Source organism: Metabacillus malikii, from assembly GCF_030813355.1.
Classification (GTDB): Bacteria; Bacillota; Bacilli; order Bacillales; family Bacillaceae; genus Metabacillus; species Metabacillus malikii.
In genome coordinates this window covers 131,302-156,363 of sequence record NZ_JAUSUD010000007.1, presented here as the reverse complement: position 1 = coordinate 156,363, position 25,062 = coordinate 131,302, and the positions used below count along the sequence as shown (strand labels likewise).

General features: G+C 35.6%; 18 protein-coding genes. 7 read left to right on the top strand and 11 right to left on the bottom strand.

Features of this window, described 5'->3' with window-relative positions; all coding sequences use genetic code 11:
- Positions 1-593: 593 nt before the first annotated feature.
- From J2S19_RS09415 to J2S19_RS09365, 11 genes are all read right to left on the bottom strand, one after another.
- Positions 594-2,270, bottom strand: a complete 1,677-nt coding sequence (locus tag J2S19_RS09415) for an ABC transporter substrate-binding protein (protein ID WP_307340612.1) — start codon at positions 2,268-2,270, stop codon at positions 594-596.
- Positions 2,271-2,420: 150 nt separating this feature from the next.
- Positions 2,421-3,326: a carbohydrate ABC transporter permease gene (locus J2S19_RS09410; RefSeq protein ID WP_307340609.1), complete on the bottom strand. Its 906-nt coding sequence runs from the start codon at positions 3,324-3,326 to the stop codon at positions 2,421-2,423.
- Positions 3,327-3,341: 15 nt separating this feature from the next.
- The gene (locus J2S19_RS09405) at positions 3,342-4,313 is read right to left on the bottom strand and encodes an ABC transporter permease (protein ID WP_307340606.1); all 972 of its coding nucleotides are present in this window, start codon (positions 4,311-4,313) and stop codon (positions 3,342-3,344) included.
- Between the two features lie 190 nt (positions 4,314-4,503).
- Positions 4,504-6,039 carry a response regulator gene (locus J2S19_RS09400; RefSeq protein WP_307340603.1) on the bottom strand — a complete coding sequence of 512 codons (1,536 nt, stop codon included), beginning with the start codon at positions 6,037-6,039 and terminating at the stop codon, positions 4,504-4,506.
- Positions 6,036-7,817, bottom strand: coding sequence for a cache domain-containing sensor histidine kinase (locus J2S19_RS09395; protein ID WP_307340600.1), 1,782 nt, complete (start codon positions 7,815-7,817; stop codon positions 6,036-6,038). The genes J2S19_RS09400 and J2S19_RS09395 overlap by 4 nt, the downstream gene beginning before the upstream one ends.
- An 826-nt stretch (positions 7,818-8,643) precedes the next feature.
- Positions 8,644-10,317 carry an ABC transporter substrate-binding protein gene (locus tag J2S19_RS09390; RefSeq protein WP_307340597.1) on the bottom strand — a complete coding sequence of 558 codons (1,674 nt, stop codon included), beginning with the start codon at positions 10,315-10,317 and terminating at the stop codon, positions 8,644-8,646.
- A gap of 248 nt (positions 10,318-10,565) precedes the next feature.
- Positions 10,566-11,480 (bottom strand): carbohydrate ABC transporter permease, encoded by a 915-nt coding sequence (locus tag J2S19_RS09385; RefSeq protein WP_307340593.1) that lies wholly within the window; start codon positions 11,478-11,480, stop codon positions 10,566-10,568.
- Positions 11,481-11,493: 13 nt separating this feature from the next.
- A complete protein-coding gene (locus J2S19_RS09380; RefSeq protein ID WP_307340590.1) occupies positions 11,494-12,456 on the bottom strand; it encodes an ABC transporter permease in 963 nt (320 codons plus the stop codon).
- Positions 12,457-13,737: 1,281 nt separating this feature from the next.
- A complete protein-coding gene (locus tag J2S19_RS09375) occupies positions 13,738-15,246 on the bottom strand; it encodes a response regulator transcription factor (RefSeq protein WP_307340588.1) in 1,509 nt (502 codons plus the stop codon).
- Position 15,247: 1 nt separating this feature from the next.
- Entirely contained in the window at positions 15,248-17,038 is a 1,791-nt protein-coding gene (locus tag J2S19_RS09370; RefSeq protein ID WP_307340586.1) for a sensor histidine kinase, read from the bottom strand.
- 203 nt (positions 17,039-17,241) lie between these two features.
- A complete protein-coding gene (locus J2S19_RS09365; protein WP_307340582.1) occupies positions 17,242-20,052 on the bottom strand; it encodes a glycoside hydrolase family 3 C-terminal domain-containing protein in 2,811 nt (936 codons plus the stop codon).
- 549 nt (positions 20,053-20,601) lie between these two features.
- On the opposite strand from J2S19_RS09365, the gene J2S19_RS09360 reads away from it, so the two are divergent.
- The 7 genes from J2S19_RS09360 (at position 20,602) to J2S19_RS09330 (ending at position 25,050) form a co-directional block, all read left to right on the top strand.
- Positions 20,602-21,204, top strand: coding sequence for a CPBP family intramembrane glutamic endopeptidase (locus J2S19_RS09360; RefSeq protein WP_307340578.1), 603 nt, complete (start codon positions 20,602-20,604; stop codon positions 21,202-21,204).
- A 21-nt stretch (positions 21,205-21,225) separates the two neighbouring features.
- The gene (locus J2S19_RS09355; RefSeq protein ID WP_307340575.1) at positions 21,226-21,696 is read left to right on the top strand and encodes a GyrI-like domain-containing protein; all 471 of its coding nucleotides are present in this window, start codon (positions 21,226-21,228) and stop codon (positions 21,694-21,696) included.
- A 30-nt stretch (positions 21,697-21,726) separates the two neighbouring features.
- On the top strand, positions 21,727-21,936 hold the full coding sequence (locus J2S19_RS09350; RefSeq protein WP_307340571.1) for a hypothetical protein: 210 nt from the start codon (positions 21,727-21,729) through the stop codon (positions 21,934-21,936).
- A 39-nt stretch (positions 21,937-21,975) separates the two neighbouring features.
- On the top strand, positions 21,976-22,185 hold the full coding sequence (locus J2S19_RS09345; RefSeq protein WP_307340567.1) for a hypothetical protein: 210 nt from the start codon (positions 21,976-21,978) through the stop codon (positions 22,183-22,185).
- A 19-nt stretch (positions 22,186-22,204) separates the two neighbouring features.
- Complete coding sequence (locus J2S19_RS09340) at positions 22,205-22,357, top strand: class IIb bacteriocin, lactobin A/cerein 7B family (RefSeq protein ID WP_307340565.1); 153 nt, start codon at positions 22,205-22,207, stop codon at positions 22,355-22,357.
- A 62-nt stretch (positions 22,358-22,419) separates the two neighbouring features.
- Positions 22,420-22,818, top strand: coding sequence for a hypothetical protein (locus J2S19_RS09335; protein ID WP_307340561.1), 399 nt, complete (start codon positions 22,420-22,422; stop codon positions 22,816-22,818).
- Positions 22,819-22,854: 36 nt separating this feature from the next.
- A complete protein-coding gene (locus J2S19_RS09330) occupies positions 22,855-25,050 on the top strand; it encodes a peptidase domain-containing ABC transporter (protein WP_307340558.1) in 2,196 nt (731 codons plus the stop codon).
- Positions 25,051-25,062: the final 12 nt, after the last annotated feature.

Here is a 25,062-nt window from a genome sequence, read left to right as displayed (position 1 = left end):
TATTTTTGTCTATATCGGAGAGAATGAAGAGCTTTTTAGGATTGATTATTCGTTTTAGTTCTCATTAGTAATAAGTTGACCGGTTGTTGGGTATCGCTTCGCTACTTTTGGTCTGCATCGTTGCCATGAAGAACATTTCTCGGTTATATCGGCTCACTATTTTTGGTCTTCATCGCTTCCATGAAGTACATTTCTCGGTTTCGGCTCACTATTTTTGGGCTTCATCGATTCCATGAAGTACATTTCTCGGTTTCGGCTCACTATTTTTGGGCTTCATCGCTTCCATGAAGTACATTTCTCGGTTTCGGCTCACTATTTTTAGTCTTCATCGCTTCCATGAAGTACATTTCTTCAACTTCATTCTTCTGTTTTAGTCTTCATCATTGCTATGAAAGCCCGCTTCTCTGAACTCGCTTCTCCGTTTTGTTCATCATAAGGATGAAGGATGCCCAAAATATCTTAGCTCTTCATTTTTGTCCTTACCATTCTCAAATTGTTTGTGTCATATTAGTTCATCGTCTATATAAAGATTTATACTTACTGTTAGTCTACACGAAAAAAGGGTCCCATAAAGGAACCCTTTTATTCAAAACTTACTCACTCCAAAGTTCAACAGTATCTTTTATAATTTGTGAGTATTCTTTTTCAGCGTCTTCTACTCCTGCTTTATCTAGGTCGGACATGTATTGGTCCCATACGCTGTCGAATTCATCTTTGTCAGCTAAGATTGCTTCAGGAATTCGCTTGAATGTGATATCGAGCATACGTTGGTTTGCGACTTCTAGTTTTGAGCCTGCTGGGATTGCTAAGTTATAGGCAGCTCCCCATGGTTTGACAGGGAATTCGTCCGGACCTGGATATAAGTCCTTCCAAAGTTCGACACCATAGTTTTTAAGAACTTCTTTTTCTACATCTGTTAACCCTTCAATTGCAAGTTCACGTGTGTTGACTGTGAATGTCTGGCCTGTTGAATCAAGGGCGCCGTCACCATAGCGAGGTGCAAAACGTTGGAAGTTATAGCCGATACCTGTTTTCTTCAAGTAGTCTTTGTCATTTCTGCGTTTTTCCCATTCTTCTTCAGGAATGACACGTTTACCATCGACAACTTCGTGATGTTCTCCTTCAATTCCCCAGTTAAGCATAATTTGTGTTTCTTCCGATACTAAATAATCAAGGAATTTAATCGCACGTATAGGGTCTTTACAATCGACCGAGATTCCGATACCCCAACCTACTTGGAATCCGTTACTTTGGTATGCATGGTGTTTGTATTCTTCACTTAATGTAATCGGATAGAAGCCATACATTCTTTCATATTTACCAGCATCACGTAATGCATTTTGTGCATCGTAAATCATATAATCTGGCGCAATCGTTGCAAGGGCGCGCCCTGTTGACATTTTTGCAAGCCATTGATCCTCTTTTTGAACAAATGATTCTGGGTCTAATAAGCCTTCTGCATTCATATGGTTATACCATTTAAAAACTTCTTTTTCTGCTGGGCGACGGTAATGCAATGTAGCTTCATATGTTTCCGGGTCAACATAATATTCTCCATCATCAGAGGCACCTGTAAACATAAAGCCACTATTTAAAGTAGATGCTTGGAAACGCCAGCCGTCTGTTTGTAGTGTTAACGGAATTGTTGGTTGTCCATCAATTTCCGGATGCTTTTTATAGTATTCTCTTAAAGCATTCTCTAAATCTTCTAACGTTTTCATTTCAGGATAACCTAGTTCCATGACAACATCGTGCTGCACAAGTGCTGCAAAGCCGGGTGTCATCGGTTCATTTTTAATTGGTGTATTCGGTAAGACGTAAATGGATGGATCTTCTTTGCTCCATTTCAAACGGTCTATCTCGTCACCTAACATTTTTTTAATATTTGGTGCATGTTCCTCAATAAGAGGTGCTAAGTCGATTAGCGCTCCTGCTTCAACTAGCTGGCTCGCACCTTTAGAAGTAATTAAATCTGGGTATTCACCACTAGCAACCATTAACGGGATTTTTGTTTGACCACCGTCAATATCAAATTCCGGTTTTAGGGTAACGCCAGTGTCTTCCGTAATTTTCTTTCCGACTGGACTTTCCATGTTCTCCCAATCATTATTGGCATCAGCATCAAAGACTGTAAATGTGATCGGTGTACCTTCATCAGATGTTTTCTCTGTCTTCGATGAAGCATCTTCACTTGAACCTTTACAAGCAGCTAAACAAACGATAAGAGCTGTAAACATTAGGAGCCCGATCATTTTCTTATAAGACTTCATGTAGATTCCTCCCCTTTATCTTTGGTTTATATTGTATAAACAGCCAAAAGCTAGCTGTACATACCATTGAAAATAAGACTTGATACACCTTGTGTACATCGTTCGTTTGTGAAAAATCAAACGCTCTAGAAAAAAGCCCTTCATGACTGATTACTGTTTTACTGCACCTAATGTCATACCTTGGATAAAGAAGCGTTGTACGAATGGGTATACCATCATAATTGGAATGACCGTTACCATCGTAATCGCCATTTTGATTGAATCAGGTGAAACATGGTTTCGCTGTGCTTCATTTGGCTTCATTTGGCTCGCATCAACATTGCCGCCTACTGTTGTATTATCTAGTATTTTCATTAATTCATATTGTAATGTTGTTAACCCTTCATTCATGCTGTTATATAAATACGTATCAAACCAGCTGTTCCACTGCCCAACTGCGACAAACAATGCAATCGTTGCTAAAACTGGTTTACATAGCGGTAAGATAACACGGTAGAAAATCGTGAAATCATTAGCCCCGTCCATTTTTGCTGATTCTTGAAGTGAATATGGAATTCCATCCATAAACGAACGAATGATAATGATATTAAAAGCACTTATCAAACCTGGTAATACATACACCCAGAATGAATTCATTAAACCTAAATCTCTTATTAACATATATCCAGGAATAAGTCCGCCGGAAAAATACATCGTCAGGACGATGAATGTCGAGACAAATTTTCTACCTTGGAAATCAGCCCTACTTAACGTAAATGCAACCATTGCTTGTGCAAATACTCCGAGTGCTGTTCCAATCACAGTCCGTAATACTGAGTTTGTAAAGCCTGTGACAAGGTTGTCGTATTTGGCAATTTCTAAATAGTTATTAAAAGTAAACTCACGTGGCCAAATATGAATACCACCCCGTACTGTATCAGTCGAATCATTTAATGAGATCGCTAGTACATTTAAAAAGGGGTAAAGTGTCACGACCATAATGACAATTAGTAATGTATAGTTAAGAAAATCAAATAAGAAATCCTTACTAAAAACTTTGTAACCAACTTTGTTCATCATTTTACCTCCCCCCTACATGACACTTTGGTTGGAATAACGCTTAAAGATTCCATTTGCGATAAATAATAGGGTGATGCTCACGACTGAATTAAAAATTCCAATTGCCGTACCGTATGAAAATTGTCCTAAGCCTATCCCGTAGTTAAGCGCATACAAATCTAGGACCTCGGAATAATCAACAACGAGTGAATTTCCTAGGAGCATTTGTTTTTCAAAGCCGATACTAATGAGATGGCCAATATTTAATATGAGCACAACTAAAATCGTAGGTCGAATACCTGGTAGTGTTACGTGCCAAATTCTTCTTAACCTGCCTGCTCCATCTACTTTTGCTGCTTCATACAGCTGCGGGTCAAGACCTGCAATTGCCGCTAAAAAGATGATTGCATTCCAGCCCATTTCTTTCCATAAATCAGAAACGGTGACAATCCCCCAAAACCACGTTTTCTCTGCCATAAACTGAAACGGTTCATCGATAATGCCTAAACCTAGTAAAATATCATTGACAATACCACCATCTGTTGAAAGCATCTTCGTGACAATACCTGCAACAACGACCCATGAAACGAAGTGAGGTAAATAGGTCACCGTTTGGACTGTTCGTTTAAACACTGAGTGTCTAACCTCGTTTAGTAAAATTGCAAAAATAATTGGAACGGTAAATCCAACAATCAAACTAAGCAAGCTCATCGCTAATGTGTTTCGAAGTGCCATATAAAAACGTTCATCTTGAAACAGTTCGATAAAATGCATAAATCCTACCCATTCTTGTTCAATGAATGCTTTACCAGGTCGAAAGTTTTGAAAAGCCATCGTCCAGCCCCATAATGGCAAATAGTTAAACACAAATACTAAGGCAACGAACGGTAATGACATCAAATACAAGATTTTCTGACTTGCGAACACCTTCCAAAAGCTTCGTTTGTGTGTTAATTTTGTACTGACAACTTCATCGGTAAGCGTTTTCTGATTATCTATTTCCATATAGCCCCCTCCTTACTTTGTGAGTTTCTGATGTAATTTTCTCTGTAACTTAATAGTAAGAGATTTATTACTTTAAAAATACCTAAGGAATGCCACCAAAAATCATATAAAAATGGGAACGCTTACAAATATGTCTGCTTATAAAAATAAAAAAATCAGAGCAATATACTCTGACACTGTAAGTTCATAATTATTGCTTCACCCGTTGTTCATTCCGATACTTAGATGGTGACAGCCCGACATATTTTCGGAATTTACTATGAAAATAATCGACATTTGAAAAGCCGGTCCGTTCGGCGACCTGATAAACTTTAAGACCTTTTAGTAAGAGTTTTTTTGCATTTTCAATTCTAACTTTATCTAAATAGGTATTAAAGTGGACGCCTGTAGAGTTTTTAAATACTTTGCCTAAGTAGCTTCGGTTATAGTTCAAAACTTCAGCTAACGTTTCTAGCTTAATGTTTTTATCAAAGTTGTTTTCAATGAGATGTATCATCTTTTTCACTAATAATGTTGAATCATTCACCTCCATATGGCTGGTGATTTCATCAAATAAGGTTTCTACATATGTTAAGAGACTTTGAATATTTGTTTTCTCCTCGATTTCAAATACACGTGAAAGTACATTTAATATAATAGGATGTATATTCTGATGCTCGTACATCAGTTTATTTAACAATGAGGTTGTCAATTGGACAAAATGATGCTTTATTTTTTCCTCTGTTTCTCCGTTATCAACCAGTTGCTGCATAAATTCAAGAAGTAAGCGATTCATCGAAGCTTTATCACCTATTTCAATAACTAACTGCAACTTTTCAATACTAGATGAAACATTTACTCCTTCAGTTCTTCTAGCCTTACTTATATAGATAGGGACACTCTGATTCGATAATAAGCAATCTTCCTTATAAAAAAATTGGTATTCAAGTAATGTTCGTGCAGATTCATACATGATCGGCAACTTCTTTATATCTTCGAATTTGTTAGATATCGCAGCTCGAAAAGATGTAGCTTGCGAACGACATATTTTATTAAGCTGATGGTATAAATGGCTTTCATGATTTACAAGTGCATGGTTTCCATGGAGGAGAACACATAAATATGTGTCATAGATAACCACAAACCCGATTTGTTTTGATTCAATTTCATTGATTAGCTTCGTTTTTAACTGTGATTTATGATTGTCATCTCCATTTGTTTCAATAATTAATGTTCGATACGAATACCAGCCACTTTCCTGTTTTAAAAATTCATCAAGTCGTGACAGATTTTCTCCTTTAATCCCACTCATGATGAGGCGTTCTTTCTTTTCTACTACCATTTTTGTTTTCATCTCATGGTAATAGTCTTGTTTATCGATTTCTGTCTTTATTTCGATAAGATGTGAGATTAATTCATCTTCATCAACCGGTTTTAATAAATAACCATTTACATTACACTTCATCGCCCGTTTCGCATATTCAAATTCAGCATGGCCGCTTAGAATTAAGAATTTCATTGAGGAATTACTTTTATTTATATGTTCAATTAATTCAATTCCAGACATTCCTGGCATTTTGATGTCTACAATCATGAGCTTAGGTTTCAGCTGTTCAACCTTCTCAATTGCTTCAAAACCACTGCCTGCAGTACCAATAACCGAAAAACCGTAGTCCTCCCAAGGTATGAGCGTAACAATTCCCTGGCGTGTTGTCGATTCATCATCTACAATCATCACACTTATCATCCAAGCCCCTCCTTAATTGGTATGAAAAATGATACCTTTGTCCCTTCATGTTCATTGCTTTGAATGGTCAAACCTGTTTCGTTACCATAAGTGAGTTGTAGCCGTTGATGGACATTCCTTAACCCGATTCTCGTCCCTTCTTTTTCCTCTACTTCATTTAGCACTTGATAAATTTCTTGTCGCTTTTGTACACTAATCCCGGTACCATTATCACTTACAGAAACGATTAGTTTAGCTTCACTGACAACCGCTTTTACTAACACACTTCCTCCACTTTGATTATTCTCAACTCCATGGATGACGGCATTTTCTACGAGCGGCTGTATAATAAGTGGTGGAATTGGAATATCCAATGCAGCATCATCTACGATCATTTCATAGTTTAATCTGTCCCCGTGGCGAAACTTTTGAATTTCCAGATATGACTTTACAACTTCCATTTCACTACTTAGTTTGACGTTTCTTGAACCAACCTCTATGCTATTTCTCATCAATTTGCCAAGGAGCTTCACAATTCTTGCGATTTCTTTATCGCCTTTTATATTTGCTTTCATGCGAATCGATTCAAGTGAATTGAATAGGAAATGCGGATTAATTTGACTTGCCATCATTTTAAATTTGATTTCATTTTGTTTTCTTTCAAGCAGTGTTTTTTGCCGATTTGACTCATAAACTTCATGTAATAGCTGTTTAATATTAGTCACCATAATATTTAAATGCTTCGATAACTGTCCAATTTCATCTTTTCCATCTATGAAAATATGAGTATTAAAATTTCCGTTTCCTATCTTATTAATTTGATGACTTAATGTCGATAAGCGCTTTGTTAAAACTTTGGATAAATAATAAATGAATAATAGTGCAATACAAAAGCTAAATATAACAACAATGAGACCGAGATTTCGAAACATATTTGCATTTTTGGCAATACTCTCATCTTCAATAATTGAAATTAGTTTTAATTGGTTTAAGCTACCCTCAAGCTGTATTGGATTTACAAATATATGTGTAGCCTTACCACCGACTATTCCTTGAAATACACCCTTTTTATTGCCGGTCAAGATGTTAGCGTCAATGACACTGTGTAAGTTATTCCCAATGTATTCACGCTGATTTGAGCTAATGATATGGTTTTCTTCATCGACTAACATAATTGGCTGGGATTCCTGTGAAAGAATGAGATTGAATACACTTGGCTTTAATTGAATAACGAGGACACCTTTTGTTTCAAAATCGACAAAATCAATTTTACGGATATAGCTCAAATAATTGTGTTGATGATTCGTATCATCTTCTAAATGTAACCATCTTGCAAAGCCATTTCCGTTTATTGCTGTTTTGTACCAATCAGTGTTTGCAATTTGATTATTAACAGGGATGATTTGCCAATTATTCAATAATGTATCGTTTTCTGTATAAAATTTAATATGTTTAATTTCGTTATGATAAATTTGACGGTAATTGTGGAAGACGTGAAATTCACGATAAGATAAAACGACGTCATATGGTTTCTTATAGTCTGTTTTGACAACTTGCATTAGTCTTTGGTCATAAATGAGGTTATTAGAAATATAAAATGGGATTTTTAACACTTCCATTGTCCGTTCCGTTACACGTTCCATATTCGTTTCAGCTTCTTGCTTGGCATCATCTAATGCTAATTTACGTAATTCATTTGTCAAATAACCACCTACGATTACGACTGGAACAAACACTACAAAAATAAAGGCAAAGATAAGTTTGTTACGTAACTTAATATCATTTAATTTATCCTTCACTACTTTTAAACTTATCGTAATCCCCCCTAATAAGGCATCATAACGATTCTCTAATCGATATTTCTATCATTATGATGTTCATGTTTATAATAGAAAACCTATTATCTACGTTAATAGAAATGTAACCTGAGGACTTAATAAAGGCTCCTTAACTAACCTCATCGAAGACAAACCCAAAATGTATACCCTTACATTTATGATTACTAAGTTCGACGATAAACTAAAAATCCCTCTGTTAGCAATTTGCATTTTTTGTAACCCTTGTTATTTCTTAAAGGATTAGATATGTTAACTGTGCCTTACGTATCGCAGGAAAATGCTCTTAAGAATTATAGAAGGTAGCCATGAATCTCAAAATCAAACCCTCTACGTCGGTGCTCATGCTAAAATCTATAACTATTCTACTTTTTGAAAACTGTATAGCATATTACTTCAATTCTATATTAAAGACATTCAATCATAAACTTTTCTTTTACTTAAGATAACACTCCTATAACTTAAAATAGCATTCTTTTACAATTAAGGGAATATCATAATGTTATTTTCGATATGGCATAATGTTATTTAATTATCAGCCATATACATATATATTGAAGAGGATAGATATGTATTAAGTATTTATTGTTATAAGAGGAGCTTCATCCTTTAGTAGAAACGTTCATATGGATTAATGGTAGATTTACATCAAAAGATATAATTAGACCGCCCCATTTAATGAGACGGTCTAAGCATTGATATTCGTTTCATTTAATATATAGTTGCTTTTTCTAAGAGCCTTATTCACTCTTCACAGCAGGGAGTGGAGCTTGTTAAACTACTAGTTATCTTATTTCCCTTCCCAAAGCTCTACACGAGATTTTACGAGTTCAGTATATTCTTTCTCAGCTTCTTCAACGCCAGCTTTTTCAAGGTCTTTCATAAATTGATCCCAAACCTTATCAAAATCCTCTGGCTTCGCTAAAATAGCTTCTGGAATACGTTTTTTCACAATATCAAAACATTTCTGATTGATTAATTCTAAGTTTGAACCTGATGGTACTGGAATGTTGAAGCCTGCACCCCACTTTTTCACAGGGAACTCTTCTTTTTGTGGGTACAAATCTTTCCACATTTCAACTTCATAGTTTTGCAATACTTCTTTTTCTACATCAGTATAGGCATCTTTAATTTGGTCTGGGTTTGCGATTGTGTAAGTTTGACCAGTTGAGTCTGTAACACCATCACCATATACTGGTGAGAATCCTTTTAAAACACCAATACCAGTTTCTTTTACGTAGTTAGCGTTGTTATTACGTTTTTCCATCTCTTCTTCAGAAATAACACGTTTCCCATCGACAACTTCATAATGCTCTCCTTCAATTCCCCAGTTTTGAAGAATTTGACCTTCTTCCGACGCAAGGTAATCGATGAATTTAATTGCCCGAACTGGATCTTCACAATCTACGCTGATACCAATTCCCCATCCACCAAGGTAACCAGTATCTTGGAAGTTAGGATGCTTATATTCCTCTGTTAATGTAACCGGATACATACCATGCATTCTTTCTTGCTTGCCTGCTTCTCTTAATGCGCGTTGTGCTTCTGCTACATCCCAATCCGCATCAATTAAACCAAGCACACGACCTGATGAAATTTTTGCTAAATATTGGTCATATTTTTGCACAAAGCTCTCTGGGTCGATTAAGCCTTCGTCATTCATATGATTTAACCACTTAAAGTAATCCTTTTCCTCTGGACGACGATAATGCATTGTCGCTTCATATGTTTCTGGGTCTATATAGTACTCACCATCATCCGGAGCACCTGTTGCAAGGAATGCTGGATTTGTAGTAGATATTTGAATTCTCCAATCATCTGCTAATAATGATAAACCTAATGTTGGCTGTCCATCAATTGTTGGATGTTTTTCCTTATATTCTCTGATTGCGTTTTCAAAATCTTTCACAGTACGGATTTCAGGATAACCTAATTCCTTGACAACTTCATGTTGAAGCATAAAGCCTGTACCAGGTACCCAATACGTTTGGTCGACTGGAGTAGTTGGTAAGATGTAGATAGAAGGATCCTCTTCACTCCATTTAAGTCTATCGATATATTCACCGTAGACCTTTTTTAAGTTCGGTGCATGCTCTTCAATTAAGTCTGTTAAATCAAGGAATGCTTTTGCATCTACTAATGTACTTGCATTTCCTTTTGGAAGGATTAAATCAGGGTACTCACCACTTGCAGCCATTAATGGGATTTTTTGCTCCCCACCACTGACATCAAATTCTGCATTTAATGTTACACCTGTTTCTTCAATAATTTTTTTACTGACAGGACTTTCCATGTTATCCCATTGTGAATGTGGGTCAGCACTAAAGAGTGACAATGTAACAGTACCGTCTTCATTTTCACTGCTGTTTTTACTCGTCTTATCGTTGTTGCTACAGCCTGCGACGAGCATAATAAAAGCTAATAGCATACAAATCGTTGCTCTTTTGAAATTCCCTTTTCTCATCTTACTTTCCCCCTCGTAAGTTTTTATCGTTTTTTTATTTGGCTGTTTCAGATGCTGTATTGTTTTATATATAATAGTCGTTTTCGTTGATTTGGTATAGTTTTGCAGGATGGTTAAAAAGCAACCTCATCATATCCGAATCCCACAAAACCGCTAACGTCAAATCAACTATATCGATTATTACGATTAAAAACAATTAGCTTTAGAAAAAGCCATTTGTTAACAGGATATACCTGGATTAACCAACTTTAGCTTTTCACTGCCCCGAGAGTCATTCCCTGTACGAAGAATCTCTGAACGAAAGGATACACACATAATATTGGAACAATTGTAACCATTGAGATGGCCATTTTAATTGATTCTGGTGATACTTTTGTAGCTAATTGTTCTCCAGTTGAGTTTCGAAATGCATTTGCATCACCTGCACCCATCGATGTGTTTTGCAATATTTTCATAAGTTCATACTGTAATGTTGTCAAACTTGGATTTGAACTATTATATAGATACGTATCAAACCAAGAGTTCCATTGACCAACCGCAACGAATAAAGCGATTGTTGCTAATACCGGTGTACATAGCGGCAAGATAATTCTCCAAAATATCGAGAAGTCATTAGCACCATCAATTTTTGCTGATTCTTGTAAAGAATATGGTAAGCTGTCCATAAAAGAGCGGACAATGATGATATTAAACGCATTAACCATACCTGGTAACACATATACCCAGAACGAATTAATTAATGAAAGCTCTCTCATTAACATGTAGCCTGGAATTAATCCACCTGAGAAATATAACGTTAGTACTAATAGTGTCGAAACAGCCTTTCTCCCTTGGAAATCAGCTCTACTAAGTGTAAAGGCGACCATTGCAGAGGACAGAACTCCTAGTGCCGTTCCAATGACAGTTCTGAGCACTGAGTTGAAGAAACCTGTTACTAAATGGTCATATTTAAAAATTTCTTTATAGTTATCAAGTGTAAACTCACGCGGCCAAATGTATATACCACCTCGGACGGTGTCTGTTGAATCATTTAGCGAAATAGCTAGTACATTTAAAAATGGGTAGAGAGTGACGATAAATACAAGCGTGAGAAAGATGTAATTACACGTATCAAAAATTCTGTCATCCCATTTAGCCGATAAATTGTATTTTTTTTTGTTCATCGTATGTCCCCCCTTACATAACACTGTTGTTTGTATAACGTTTAAAGATTCCATTTGCTAAGAAAAGCAAAATAATACTTACAAGTGAATTAAAGATTCCAATTGCCGTACCGTAAGAAAATCTTCCTAAGCCAATACCATAGTTTAGCGCATATAAATCTAGTACTTCAGCAAAATCAACGACTGTTGAGTTTCCTAATAAAAATTGCTTTTCAAATCCTATCGTAATTAAATGTCCAATTGATAAGATTAACACGACTAAAATTGTTGGTCTTATTCCTGGCAACGTGATATGCCATATTTGTCTCCATCTGCTAGCACCGTCAACCTTTGCTGCTTCATACAACTGCGGGTCAATACCGGCCATTGCTGCAAGGAAGATAATCGAGTTCCAGCCCATCTCTTTCCATAAATCAGATAACGTTACGATAATCCAGAACCATTCACCTTTTGTCATAAATTGAACAGGCTTATCGATAATCCCAGTTGATACGAGTAATTCATTAATAATCCCGCCATCAATTGAGAGCATCTTCGTTACGATTCCGGCAACAACTACCCAAGATACAAAATGCGGTAAGTATGAGACGGTCTGAACGATACTTTTAAACGCTTTCTTTCTCACTTCATTTAACAATACCGCGAACACTATCGGGATTGTAAATCCTAATGTTAAGCCCATAATACTCATTGCAAGTGTATTACGAAGGGCTAAATAAAATCGTTCATCTTGAAACAAAGCAACAAAGTGTTCAAAGCCTACCCATTGCTGCTCAAAAAAGCCTAAGCCTGGTCGATAATTTTGAAATGCCATTGTCCAGCCCCATAGAGGAAAATAATTAAAGACTATAACCCATGCGACAAATGGCAGAGACATTAAATATAAGATTTTTTGTTGCTTAAATACTTGCCAGAAGCTTTTCTTCTTCTTTGTAATAACAGTATTTGAATGCGCTTTCTCTTTTACGACATCCATCTTATCTCCCCCCATATCTATAGTTATATCTTAACGAAAAATACCTCCTTCAAATACCTGATAGATTTTAATAGAAATCATGTCACAATTATAGATTGTTATTGAGAGTGACTGATATTTGTTAGATAGCATCATAAAACCTTTAATAGGTAAGTTGTTTTTATGTTGAGTGTGGAAATGACACTGTATTGGGCTAGTTGCAAACAGTATTTTAAAGGGAATAGTAGCTGGGGCTCTTATTGTATATTTCTGAAGTAATAAATCTACACGTCTCTTATTGTGGAACAAAATAGCGAGTTACTGATTGTTTAGGAGTTTACGAGGTTTACATGGGATGGAAATGTTTTGTGTGAATAGGGCTGATTCAATATATGTAGGTCTTTTCCCGAATTACTTTATATGTTTTAATCTTCATGCTCCTTTATATCGAGACCCTTTTTGGTGAGGATTAGTTCGTTTTGGGCTTATACTCTATATGAAGGTGGAAGATGGTTTCTGTTAGGGCTTTCTCTTATTTTCTGCTTCTACGGTCTTTGAAGACTCTGTTATTTTACCTTTGACAACGGTTTTACACTCTGAATGGATTTTAAAACATTGCTATTTTACCTTTAACAGCGGTTTTACGCTCTGACGGGATTTTAAAACATTGCTATTTTACCTTTAACAGCGGTTTTACGCTCTGACGGGATTTTAAAACATTGCTATTTTACCTTTAACAGCGGATTTTCGCTCTGACGGGATTTTAAAACATTGCTATTTTACCTTTAACAGCTGATTTACGCTCTGACAGGATATTAAAACATTTCTATTTTACCTTTAACAGCGGTTTTACGCTCTGACGGGATTTTAAGACATTGCTATTTTACCTTTAACAGCGGATTTACACTCTGAATGGATTTTAAAACATTGCTATTTTACCTTTAACAGCGGTTTTACGCTCTGACGGGATTTTAAGTCAATGCTATTTTACCTTTAACAGCGGTTTTACGCTCTGACGGGATATTAAGTCAATGCTATTTTACCCTTTAGTCTCTTTTCTGCTTCTACGGTCATTGAAGACTCTTTTATTTTTCCTCCTACAACTGTTTTACACTTTTACGAGATATTAGGAATATGCTCTTTTACACTCAGACTACTTTAGATGAAGTCCTTTCACCATCTCGTCTATCGAATCTATTATCTAATTTTATTAGAGAGGTATATTCTGCATTCTCATTAGGTTTTTCTAGAATAATTACTTATTGTTTTTTACAAACAAAAAAAGTATCCATAATAGATACCTTAATGTTCTTTCCGAAATGAAGAAGGTGATACACCGACGTATTTCTTGAATTTTCGATGAAAGTAATCGACGTTTGCGTAACCGATTTTTTCAGCTACTTCGTATACTTTGTATCCTTCCTCTAATAATCTTTTAGCGTTTTCTATTCTCACTTTATCAAGGTACGTATTGAAATATTCTCCAGTATAGCTTTTGAATAGCTTTCCTAAGTAAGCGCTATTATAATTGAATACGTCGGCTAATGTTTCCAAACGTAGCCCTTGATTGTACTCCTTGTGAATCAAATCGATTAGTTTTTTTAATGTGACATCTGTTTCACCATTATCAAAAAGGGATAAAATTGCTTTCATTTGTTCATATAGGTATGCCTTTATACATGGAATACTTTGCTTTTCAAATAGGTCCCCAGCTCTTGTAACAAATTCATTTAATGCAGTTTGTAAGTCACGATTTGCTAACAGCAGCTTATTGATTGTTGTTGTATAAATATGAAATACGACTTTTTTCACATTCATTTCTGTATCATAATGTTGACACAGTTCGTTAAAAAGCTCATTTATTACCTTTTCACACGTTTCTGCATTGACAACATCAATAGAGAAATATAGTTTTTCGACATAAGAATCAATCGAAACTTCTGAATGGATGTCATCGATCAACATGTTTTCCTGAAGCTCTTTACTAGATAACAGTTTACCTTTTGGATAAAAAAACTTTCGATTATAGATTTTAGTTGCACCTTGATAGGAAGCTTGTATTTGTTCAAGTTCCATTACTGTGTCACCGAATGCAGCATACAATTGATTTTCTATTATTAAATCGTGAAGGTCTTTGAAAGGCTTTATCCTTCTATGTTTCGAATAAAAATCATCGAGAAATAAAATTATTAAATAGTCTCCTTTTTCGAAGATGAAGCCACATTTACTAGCTTCAATGATTTCTTTCACTTTTATTCCTGTCTTTTCATCTCCTGTTGAAATGATCCCGATTTGGTAGTTAGGTGATGTTAATTGCTGAGATTCTGCTAGTTTACTATGCTCGACGTTCATTTCTCTTCCAAAAATGTAGCTTCTAACAATTTCTTTCTGTTGTTTTTCTTTATCTGATTCGATTAACTCGGTTATTTGCTTTTTCTTTTCTAGCTTCTGATAGATTTCTTTAATATAAGCAACCATTTCATCTTCATCTATAGGCTTTAACAGATAGCCATCACATCTACTGCCTATCGCTCGCTTTGCATAATCAAATTCTGCATAACCGCTTAAAATAAGAAAGTGAATCCAGTCATCTTCATCTCTTATCTTTTCAAGCAGTGTGACTCCATTCATTTCTGGCATTTTGATATCTAGTATCATTAAGTCAGGTTTATACTGCTTATACTTTTCATAACCCTCTCGGCCATTTTTTGCGTTGTCAACAACTTCAAATCCTAATTCTTCCCATGGAATAATTGCTTGCAGCCCTTTTCTAATCATCGGTTCGTCATCGACAATGATTACTTTATACATGTTAATCCCCCCGTATTGTAAACTGAATTTTTGTCCCTTTTCCGACTGTACTAGTTATCTTCAACCCACTATCATCTCCGTACGAGAGACGTAACCGATTATGAACATTTAAAAGACCGATTCGATTTCCATCAAGTTCATTTGGGTTTAATAACATTTCTTGTATACTTGAAAGCTTTTCAGGTTGTATGCCACTGCCATTATCCTCAACTGTCACTAATAAATTCGATTCATCTAGATGTGTTGATACAGTGACAGTACCACCATCTTCTCTATCCTCAAGGCCGTGGATAACAGCATTTTCAACTAATGGCTGAATAATTAAAGGATAAATTGGAATCTCTTCCGTATTTGGGTCAACTGATAATTGATAATTTAGACGATTTTCATATCTGAATTTTTGTATTTCTAAGTAACATCGGACCATTTCGATTTCGTTTCGTAATGGAATTGTGTTACCACCGACTTCCAAGCTTTTTCTCATCAGTTTTCCTAATTGCTTGACGACCATTGCAATGTCTTTTTCTCCCTTCATAAATGCCTTCATCCGAATCGATTCGAGTGTATTAAATAAAAAGTGGGGATTAATTTGACTCGCCATCATTTTTAGCTTTATTTCTTTCTGGCGGATTTCTAATAAATTTCTTTGCTGTGTCGCATCTTGAACCTGTTCAATTAATTGGTGGATATTTTCAACCATTTGATTAAATTGCATAGATAACTGACCGATTTCATCATCGCCATCTACAACAATTCTTGCCGATAAATCACCTTTTGACACTTTATCTAAGCTCTTGCTCAAATTTGACAGCCGCTTTGAGAGTAACCATGAGACGATAACGATTAAGATGATTGCAAATACAACACCCGCAATCGTAACAATTGCACCAAGTAAGCCAAGCTTATTCGCATCCTTGACAATTTCCTTTTCAGTTACGACCGAAATGATTTTTAGCTCATTTTGGCTCATTTCCGGTCGTAGGTGATCAATAATAAACCGTGAAGCCTCACCTTCAAACTCTCCTTCGATAATCATTGTATCACTCGTAATTTCATGCTTTGGATCAATAATTCCATCCATTCTCTCACCGATGAAATCTGGTTGATTTGCCGCGATAATGTGATTGGCATCATCAACAATCATTGTTAAATATGGTTCTTGTTCAAGAATCATATTTACTTGTCTAATATTTACAGTCACAACTAACACACCGTATGTTTTATAATCTAAAAAATTTATCCTTCTAACTAAGCTTAAATATGGATTATTATTTTTCGTATTATCCGTCAAGTAATACCAACGGTTGTAAGCGGGATCGTCACTTGCCAAATGGTATAGATTAGCGCCAGCAGCATGCTCATTTATCGGGATGATTTCCCAATTACTCATTAAAGTAGGGTTATCGATATAAAGTTTAATATTTTCAATTGATGAATAATAGTGTAAATAATAATCAAATGTTTTATAGTCTAGATATTCAGCAACTACATCAAAGGTATTATCGTACTTTTTATTTACTAATGAACTAAGTTTCTGGTCAAATTGTAGATTGTTTGATACATAGATTGGTACATTTAATAAATCTACTGTCCGCTTCTTAACACGCTCAACATTTAGTTTCGATAATTCAATTGCATCTGTAATGGCATCATCTCTCAGTTCATTTGTGAGCACAATTCCGACTACAAAAATTGGGATAAAGACGACAGATATGAAAATAACCATCAATTTATCTCGTAATTTTAAATCATTAATCGTCTTTATTAGAAATGTGGCAACATTTTTTTTCACGAGTATAACTCCTTTTTCAGTAAGCGCTTTCAGATGTAGTACCTATATTATACCGTAGAAATACTCGTTAGCTAACAAAAACAAGGTATATATAATTTTACATTTTTTCATGTCAATATTAGTCATCACAGAAAAAGACCGACGAGTTTGCAAAAGCTAGCTCACTAGGATAGCTTTTGTACTTACTCGTCAGTCTCGATTTATTATACGAACTTGAACCAGCTTAGTTGTATTTCACCTTTAAAACGAATATAGAGCTTATCTACTTCGAGTCCTTGATTAATAGGAAAATGAATTGTTGTCCATGCCTGATATCCGCCAGTTTTCGGGACTTCACATTCACAAATGACAGGTCCATCTAAATCATTCGCACGAATTTCAAGCAATGTTTTCTCGCCGCCGTTTGCAATTCTGGCGATAAAGCTTTGATACGAGTTATCCCAGCTTACTTCGTGTAAGGAAATCCAGCTTGTGTCTTTTTTAGAACGAATACTTGCATGGATGCTACCTGTGAGGCCATCTTTGCATTCATCCAAGTAAACTGCATGATAATCATCATAGTTTATTGCTTTTACAAGTTCATTCACTTTTCGTAGTGGAATAATATCGCCATCAATCTCAACTTGCTTTTCTAGCTTAATAGCTTCTGATGAGCTTCCGACCATTAACGTATACGTCCCTTTTTCAACACAAAACGTTTCTCTCGTTACATCCCATATCGCAAGCTCATCTTTACGTATCTCAAACGTGACTACTTTACTTTGTCCTTTTTTAATAAACACTCGCTTAAAACCTTTTAACGTTTTTAATGGTCTCTTCACGCGTGATATATCACATCTCACATATAGTTGGACAACTTCTTCACCGTCAACTTCACTTGTATTTGTAACAGTAGCTGAAATGTTGAGTTTCTCTCTATCTATCTCACTAATCACTAGATTCTCATAAAGAAAGCTAGAATAAGATAAGCCGTGACCAAAAGGATAGAGCACAACATCATCAAAATATTGGTATGTTCTTTTCCCTTTGATAATATCGTAATCCATGAAATCTGCTAGCTGTGCTGCCGATTGGTACCATGTCATATTTAATCTGCCGGCAGGATTGTAATCACCAAACAAGACATCTGCTATCGCTTGACCATGCTCTTGTCCACCGTGTGATGTATAGATTACTGCTGGTACATGTTGTTTCACCCAATTAATTGAGAACGGATAGCTTCCAACAATGACTACAACAGTATTTGGATTAACCTTTAAGACTTCCTGTATCAATTTTTCTTGGTCCGATGGTAAATTTAAATTAGGACGGTCAATACACTCTTTACCATTAATAAATGGGCTATTGCCAACAAATAAAATTGCGGTTTCAGCTTGTTTTGCAGCTTCCACTGCTTTTTCGATACCACTTTCTACTACTTCTTTTACAAAATAGTCTGCTTCCTTATCTAAAACTGTTACAGACTCATTTTTATTCAAGCCGATTGGCTGCTGGTCCCATGACGTTAAATGAACTTGTTGATTACTCTTCTCCTGCATGCCAAACACTTCTTTTACAAACCAGCCTTTTGCTTCTAATGCAGTTGCAGATAGATTTCCATTATCTTCAACCGTTACGTATTTTTGATTGTGCTCTGATTGCAGCGTGACACTACCCCAGCCCCAATTTTTATGTATAAAGGTATCCTGTGCACCATCTATCGCCTCACCGACTTTTACAAAATGTGTTGTTTCATCAACTTGAACGTATTTACCAGTAGAAGCCGAGCGTAGCCTAATACGGTCACAGCCATCAGCAAAAAGTATTTGTTCACTTACTTTTTTTGAAATTCCTTGCACTGGTGTTACTTTATACGGAGGTGTGCCGCTATACCAATCAGTGAATACTTCATTTGCTAACGTACCAATGACAGCCACCTTGTTTGATTTCAATGGTAACGTGCTTTGCTCGTTTTTAAGAAGAACAATAGATTTTCTCGCTGCTTGTAATGAAAGCTTACTATGTTCAGGGGAGCAGAGCTTATCTTCATTGATATTTGCAAAAGGATTTTGTTCGTCAGGATCGAATTCACCTAAACGAAAGCGGACGCGAAATGTGTTTTTCAAAGCCTGATCGAGGTCTGCCTCCTCTAAAAGGCCTTGTTCTAATGCATCATTAATCGCACGTAATGAAACTTCTTGATTATCGGTTATACTGTCGACTCCGTTTTTAATTGATAAGGCTACGGCTTCGGCATACGATTCAACGTATTTATGTTCGTTTACTGACCCTAATACATCGCCCGCGTCACTAACGACAAAACCATCCATGCCCCATTCTTTTTTTAGGATGTCATTTACAGCAGGATTCATATTACATAATGTACCGTTAACTGCATTATACGCGGTCATAATCGACTGTGCGTTGCCTTCTTTAATTTGTCTTTCAAATGCTTTTAAATAATATTCATTCATGTTTCTTGGATCAATACTGACAGAACATTCACCACGGTCTACTTCATTATTATTTCCGAGAAAGTGCTTTAAAGTTGCAGCCGTTTTTAAGTATGTTTCATCTTCGCCTTGTAAACCTTTTATGAGCTCTGTCGTGAGTTTTCCGGTAAGGTGTGGATCTTCACCATACGCTTCTTCCGTTCTTCCCCATCTAGGGTCCCGTTCCATATCTACAGTTGGTGCCCAAACAGTTAAGCCATTTATTTCAGGTTCTTTTTGATAATAGACACGTGCTTCATCAGCAATTGCACTTCCGACTTCCTTCATTAACTCTTCGTCCCATGTACAGCCGAGTCCGATATTTTGCGGGAAAACCGTTGCTTCACCGAGCCATGCGACACCATGGGCTACCTCTGTACCATGTTTATATTTCCGAATCCCAAGTCTCGGTATTTCCACTTGGTACTGACACATTAAATTTATTTTTTCTTCTAATGTTAGATGTGAGATTAAGTCCTCTACTCGTTCTTCGAGTGGAAGCTCACAATTTTGGAAATTGTAAGTTTTCGTTACTGAATCCATCCTACTCCCTCTTTTCTACGTAATGAGTACTTTTATTGTAATAGAAAGTTAAGCGGTTTCAAACCTGTAAAATTAGCAATAAAATCAGTTCATATTTATAGATTAGTATGATTACTTTAACTAGGTTAAATTTCACAAAGGGTATTGAATTTTTAGTGTTGATATAGGTGTTTAGTGATGTAATTTGTTTGTCTACTATAAAAAACAAAACAAAAGGCATTGATATAACTAAGTATTTAGTTCCTACAATCAAAATTTACATGACAAAATAAATCTACTTTCCTACATATTTTTTGATATTTAACAGAATATTAATCTAAAATTTACATAACTCTTTGAATTGGAATTTACAACCAGAATCTCTAGTACTTTTTCAATGAACCTATCGAAATGATTTATTCTTTTTCTCGATTCATTCTGTACTCATTCCGTACTAATTGGCTATTTTGGAATGAACATGCTAACTTTACAATTTGAAAAATTCAAAATATAATGGGGATGTATGTTACTTATGGTAGAAAATGGAATAAATATGTCAGGATGATGCAAATGGAAAAAGAACCAACTACGAAGATTCTTGTTATATTTAGTAGTTTCATATTCGGGATAATTGGATTCATTATCCTTTTCTTCTGGAAAAAGTCAGACATGTTCCTATATCTTCATCAGGTTTTTACTTTTACGTCTATCGGCAATGATTTATTAATAGGTTTTATTTATTCATTCATGTTATCAATTGTCCTTGTAATTTTACTTCTACTCGGAAAGCTCTATTATCCGCATACAAAAGGTGTTATACACTTAGTTGATATGCTTAAGGACAAGCCTTCAAATGTACTCCTAGTTACTTGTTTTCCTGCAGTTTTTGAAGAGTTTTTTTTCAGAGCTGTGTTATTAGGACTTTTGTTAACAGTTACAAACCCAGTAATTGCTATTCTCATATCAAGCTTTGTTTTTGTTCTCGCACATTTAAGTGACCAGTATCATGGTCAATATTATTTACTCACCTATCTGTTTCTTATCGGAATACTGACATCTGTTTCCTTTGTCATCCAAGAAACTATTTGGCCTGCAATGATTATACATGGTCTTTCAAATTTCATGACATCTATTCTAACTCGTAAAAATATTATTCCAATTAAAGCAAACTGAATACATTCTTTGGAGGTAAACATGACAATCAAAACAAACCAATCATTAACGATACCAAACGTTGTTGCATTTCGGAAAGAGATGGCTGAACATGCAATTCAACAGGAGTTGCAAAGCTTTGCGATGTACCTAAAAGGAAAGGATGTTAAAAAGGTTGGCCCTACAGTTAGTACAACATATGCCGTTAGAACGGATAACCAGCAAACTATCCTAGATATGGAGTTTCTCATTCCAATCAATCGAGAAATAGACGTAAATCATGATTACAGGTTTATTAGCGAATTCCACCTAACAAATGCATTATATACGAGTCATTCAAACCCCCTTTCTTCAATCGATGAGTCATACCAAGCATTGCTTCATTATATTAAAGAGAACAGCTTGCAAGAAATTTCAGGATTTTACACAGTCCAAACAAATGAAGATGATGTCAACCAAGGAGCAACTCCTATTGTTGATATTTATATCGCTGTAAATCCTAATAGACTATAAAAATCACATACTTGAAAGGAGGTGAAAAAGATGACTGAATTATCGTTAAATGGTATGCGTGAGCTACATAAAGAAGAAATGACTGAAATTGATGGCGGTTTTGTAGCACTTGCTTATTGGGCAGTTCGTGGAGGTTACTACGTTGCAACTAACCCTGCTGCTCGTGCTGCTGTTGCTAAAGGTGTTAACTGGTTTAGTGCAGGTGTCACTGGTTATACAGTTTGGGATGCTCTAAACTAATGGATACGGTCAATTAACTTTGAAAGGAGAATGATTGAAATGGAATTAATGGAAATCAAAGGAATGCGCGAATTACACAAAGAGGAAATGACTGAAATTGATGGCGGCTTTGTAGCAATTGCTTATTGGGCTGCTCGTGGTGCTTATTACGTAGCAACTAACCCTGCTGCTCGTGCTGCTGTCGCTGAAGGTGTTGCATGGTTTGGTGCTGGTGTTACTGGTTATACAGTTTGGGATGCATTAAATTAATTTAAAGGCGGGGATTCGAATGAACTTAGATATTAAAGGAATGAAAGAATTAAACCACCAACAAATGCAAGAAATTGATGGTGGCTGGGTCGCTGTTGCATGGAAGATTACTTGGCGAGTAGGTCTCCTTGCAGCAGGAGCATATGCAGCTTATAAAGCTGATCAGGATTAATTATATATTATTTAGGGGATGATGTCGAATTGACATCATCCTTTCATAAGGTGGTAGTTCAAATGAAAAAGGGTTTTTCAATTACTTATCTATTTATGATCGCAATCGCCGCTTATTGTACATATGGAGTCTTTTATTCCTACCTCTCGCTAGACAAAATCATGTGGGGTGCTATCTTCGGTATTTTATTTTGCCTACGGTATATTCTGAAGGACATATTAAAGGTTGGTTACGTATCGATGACTCAATCGTCCGATGAAATAACAGGCAATCAAAAGTTTTTATATATGCTGCAAAAGGCATTTTCATTCGCAATCTATATAAGCCCACTTATTATTGCTTTTTCTGACCTTATTTACAGTAAAGCTTCATTAGTTTTTATTACAATCGCAATGATTACGATTAGTTTAGACTTATTGCTTTGGTCAATGAGGAAAAATAATAAAGACGTACTTGTATAACATGTAATGTGAATCCGAGGAAAGGGAAGACCTCTTATGAATCTGTTTAAAAAATATGAATGTGTGAAACAGCACGATTTGAAAGACTGTGGTGCTGCTTGTTTAGCAACAGTAGCCAGATCCTATCAATTAAAAATACCGATCTCAAAAATTAGAGAAGTGGCAGGAACTGACCATAGAGGAACTAGTGTATATGGATTAACAGTTGCAGCAGAAAAACTTGGATTTACTGTAAAGGCAGTCGAAGCGAATAAAGAAGCCTTTTTCGGTGAATTCCCCCTTCCTGCAATCGCACATGTCGTCATTGATAATAAATTATTACATTATGTCGTTATCCATAAGATTACAAAAAATAAAGTAATCATAGCCGACCCTGCAAAAGGAATTCAAACACTCTCCCCGCAAGAGTTCTTCGATATTTGGACAAATGTACTTGTCCTGTTAGTTCCTAGTGAAGAATTTGTCAGTCGCAATGAAACTAAAAGTACTGTTAGCCGATTTATAGAACTTTTAAAGCCGCAAAAGAAATTATTAACCCATATATTTCTAGCATCTTTGCTATATACTGTGTTTGGTATTCTTGGGGCTTTTTACTTTAAATATTTAATAGATGAAATTTTACCTTATCAATTAACAAATACACTACATATTGTCTCCATTGGAGTCATTGTCCTTTATATGTTTCGAGTAATCTTGAACTTTTTCAGGAGCTATCTATTGCTGTTTATGAGTCAACGATTGGATATTTCATTAATTATTGGCTATTACAAACATGTATTGTCACTTCCGATGAACTTTTTCAATAATCGTAAAGTTGGTGAAGTTGTTTCAAGATTAATGGATGCTTCTAAAGTAAGAGAAGCGATTTCAAGTGCCGCACTAACAATTATGATTGATATCTTAATGATCCTTGTTGGCGGAGCAATTTTATTTACGCAAAGTAAAGTATTATTTGCGGTAACATGCTGTATGATTCCGTTTTATATTGCAATTGTATGGTCATTTCATCATTTCTTTGAAAAAATCAATCGTGAAGAGATGCAAAATAACGCAGAATTTACATCATATATAGTTGAGTCTGTTACCGGGATTGAAACAGTAAAATCATTTCACGCTGAAAAAGAAGTACAGTTTGAAACTGAAAAAAAATTCGTCAGCTTAATAAGAAGTGTATTTAAGCATGGGAATTATAACAATATCCAGACATCGCTAAAAACATTTGTTCAATTGGTCGGTGGTGTCATTATCCTATGGGTTGGTTCCACGTTGGTTATTGACGGTCGTTTAACAATTGGACAATTAATTACCTTTAATGCATTACTTGCATACTTTTTAGAACCTATTCAGAATTTAATTAATCTCCAGCCGCAAATGCAATCAGCTGTTGTTGCAACGGACAGGTTAATGGAAATTATGGATTTAGATAAGGAAGTCTCATCTACAGAGGACAAAAAACTAAAGCCAGACACGCTTAAAGGAGACATCCTTCTTCAAGATGTCCACTTTCGCTTTGGGACGCGAGCAAAAATTTTAAATGGAATTAATATGTACATCCCTAAAGGAAAGAAAGTGGCCTTAGTCGGAGAAAGCGGTTCGGGTAAAACATCATTAGTCCAGCTTCTCGTGCAGTTTCATAAACAGGAAAAAGGCGATATTTATATAAATGGTGTCAATATTCAAGATATACAATTAGAGACGATTCGTAAAAAAATTGCTTACATAACTCAAGATGCCTTTTTCTTCACAGGAACGATAAGAGAAAATCTAATGCTTGGAAATGACGAAGCTACATTTGATGACATCATTAGAGTATGTAAAATTACGAGAGTGCATGATTTTGTAAATAATTTACCATTACGTTACGATTCTATAATTGAAGAAAATGGCTCTAACTTTTCGGGTGGACAAATTCAACGTTTAGCAATTGCACGGGCATTATTAAAAAATCCCGATATACTCATTATGGATGAAGCAACTTCTAACTTGGACACAACGACTGAAAAAGCGATTACAGAGACAATTAGTTCGATTAATGGAATTACAACAATCATTATTGCACATCGCTTAAGTACAATTATGCATTGTGACCATATCGTCGTCCTTAATAATGGAGAAGTTTTAGAAGAAGGTGTCCATCAAGAGCTTATGGATCGTAAAGGTAAGTATTATCACTTATGGAGAGATCAACTTCCACAAGAGTTTTTAATAGAAACTGTACCTTCATTTCAGTAAAGTTTATGGAGT

What these genes read in the sequence shown, in the direction of transcription:
- J2S19_RS09380 (WP_307340590.1), bottom strand. Translation starts at nt 12,456, where the DNA reads ATGGATGTCGTAAAAGAGAAAGCGCATTCAAATACTGTTATTACAAAG.
- J2S19_RS09365 (WP_307340582.1), bottom strand. Translation starts at nt 20,052, where the DNA reads ATGGATTCAGTAACGAAAACTTACAATTTCCAAAATTGTGAGCTTCCA.
- J2S19_RS09385 (WP_307340593.1), bottom strand. Translation starts at nt 11,480, where the DNA reads ATGAACAAAAAAAAATACAATTTATCGGCTAAATGGGATGACAGAATT.
- J2S19_RS09410 (WP_307340609.1), bottom strand. Translation starts at nt 3,326, where the DNA reads ATGAACAAAGTTGGTTACAAAGTTTTTAGTAAGGATTTCTTATTTGAT.
- J2S19_RS09355 (WP_307340575.1), top strand. Translation starts at nt 21,226, where the DNA reads ATGACAATCAAAACAAACCAATCATTAACGATACCAAACGTTGTTGCA.
- J2S19_RS09390 (WP_307340597.1), bottom strand. Translation starts at nt 10,317, where the DNA reads ATGAGAAAAGGGAATTTCAAAAGAGCAACGATTTGTATGCTATTAGCT.
- J2S19_RS09405 (WP_307340606.1), bottom strand. Translation starts at nt 4,313, where the DNA reads ATGGAAATAGATAATCAGAAAACGCTTACCGATGAAGTTGTCAGTACA.
- J2S19_RS09400 (WP_307340603.1), bottom strand. Translation starts at nt 6,039, where the DNA reads ATGATAAGTGTGATGATTGTAGATGATGAATCGACAACACGCCAGGGA.
- J2S19_RS09330 (WP_307340558.1), top strand. Translation starts at nt 22,855, where the DNA reads ATGAATCTGTTTAAAAAATATGAATGTGTGAAACAGCACGATTTGAAA.
- J2S19_RS09415 (WP_307340612.1), bottom strand. Translation starts at nt 2,270, where the DNA reads ATGAAGTCTTATAAGAAAATGATCGGGCTCCTAATGTTTACAGCTCTT.
- J2S19_RS09340 (WP_307340565.1), top strand. Translation starts at nt 22,205, where the DNA reads ATGAACTTAGATATTAAAGGAATGAAAGAATTAAACCACCAACAAATG.
- J2S19_RS09350 (WP_307340571.1), top strand. Translation starts at nt 21,727, where the DNA reads ATGACTGAATTATCGTTAAATGGTATGCGTGAGCTACATAAAGAAGAA.
- J2S19_RS09375 (WP_307340588.1), bottom strand. Translation starts at nt 15,246, where the DNA reads ATGTATAAAGTAATCATTGTCGATGACGAACCGATGATTAGAAAAGGG.
- J2S19_RS09360 (WP_307340578.1), top strand. Translation starts at nt 20,602, where the DNA reads ATGGAAAAAGAACCAACTACGAAGATTCTTGTTATATTTAGTAGTTTC.
- J2S19_RS09335 (WP_307340561.1), top strand. Translation starts at nt 22,420, where the DNA reads ATGAAAAAGGGTTTTTCAATTACTTATCTATTTATGATCGCAATCGCC.
- J2S19_RS09345 (WP_307340567.1), top strand. Translation starts at nt 21,976, where the DNA reads ATGGAATTAATGGAAATCAAAGGAATGCGCGAATTACACAAAGAGGAA.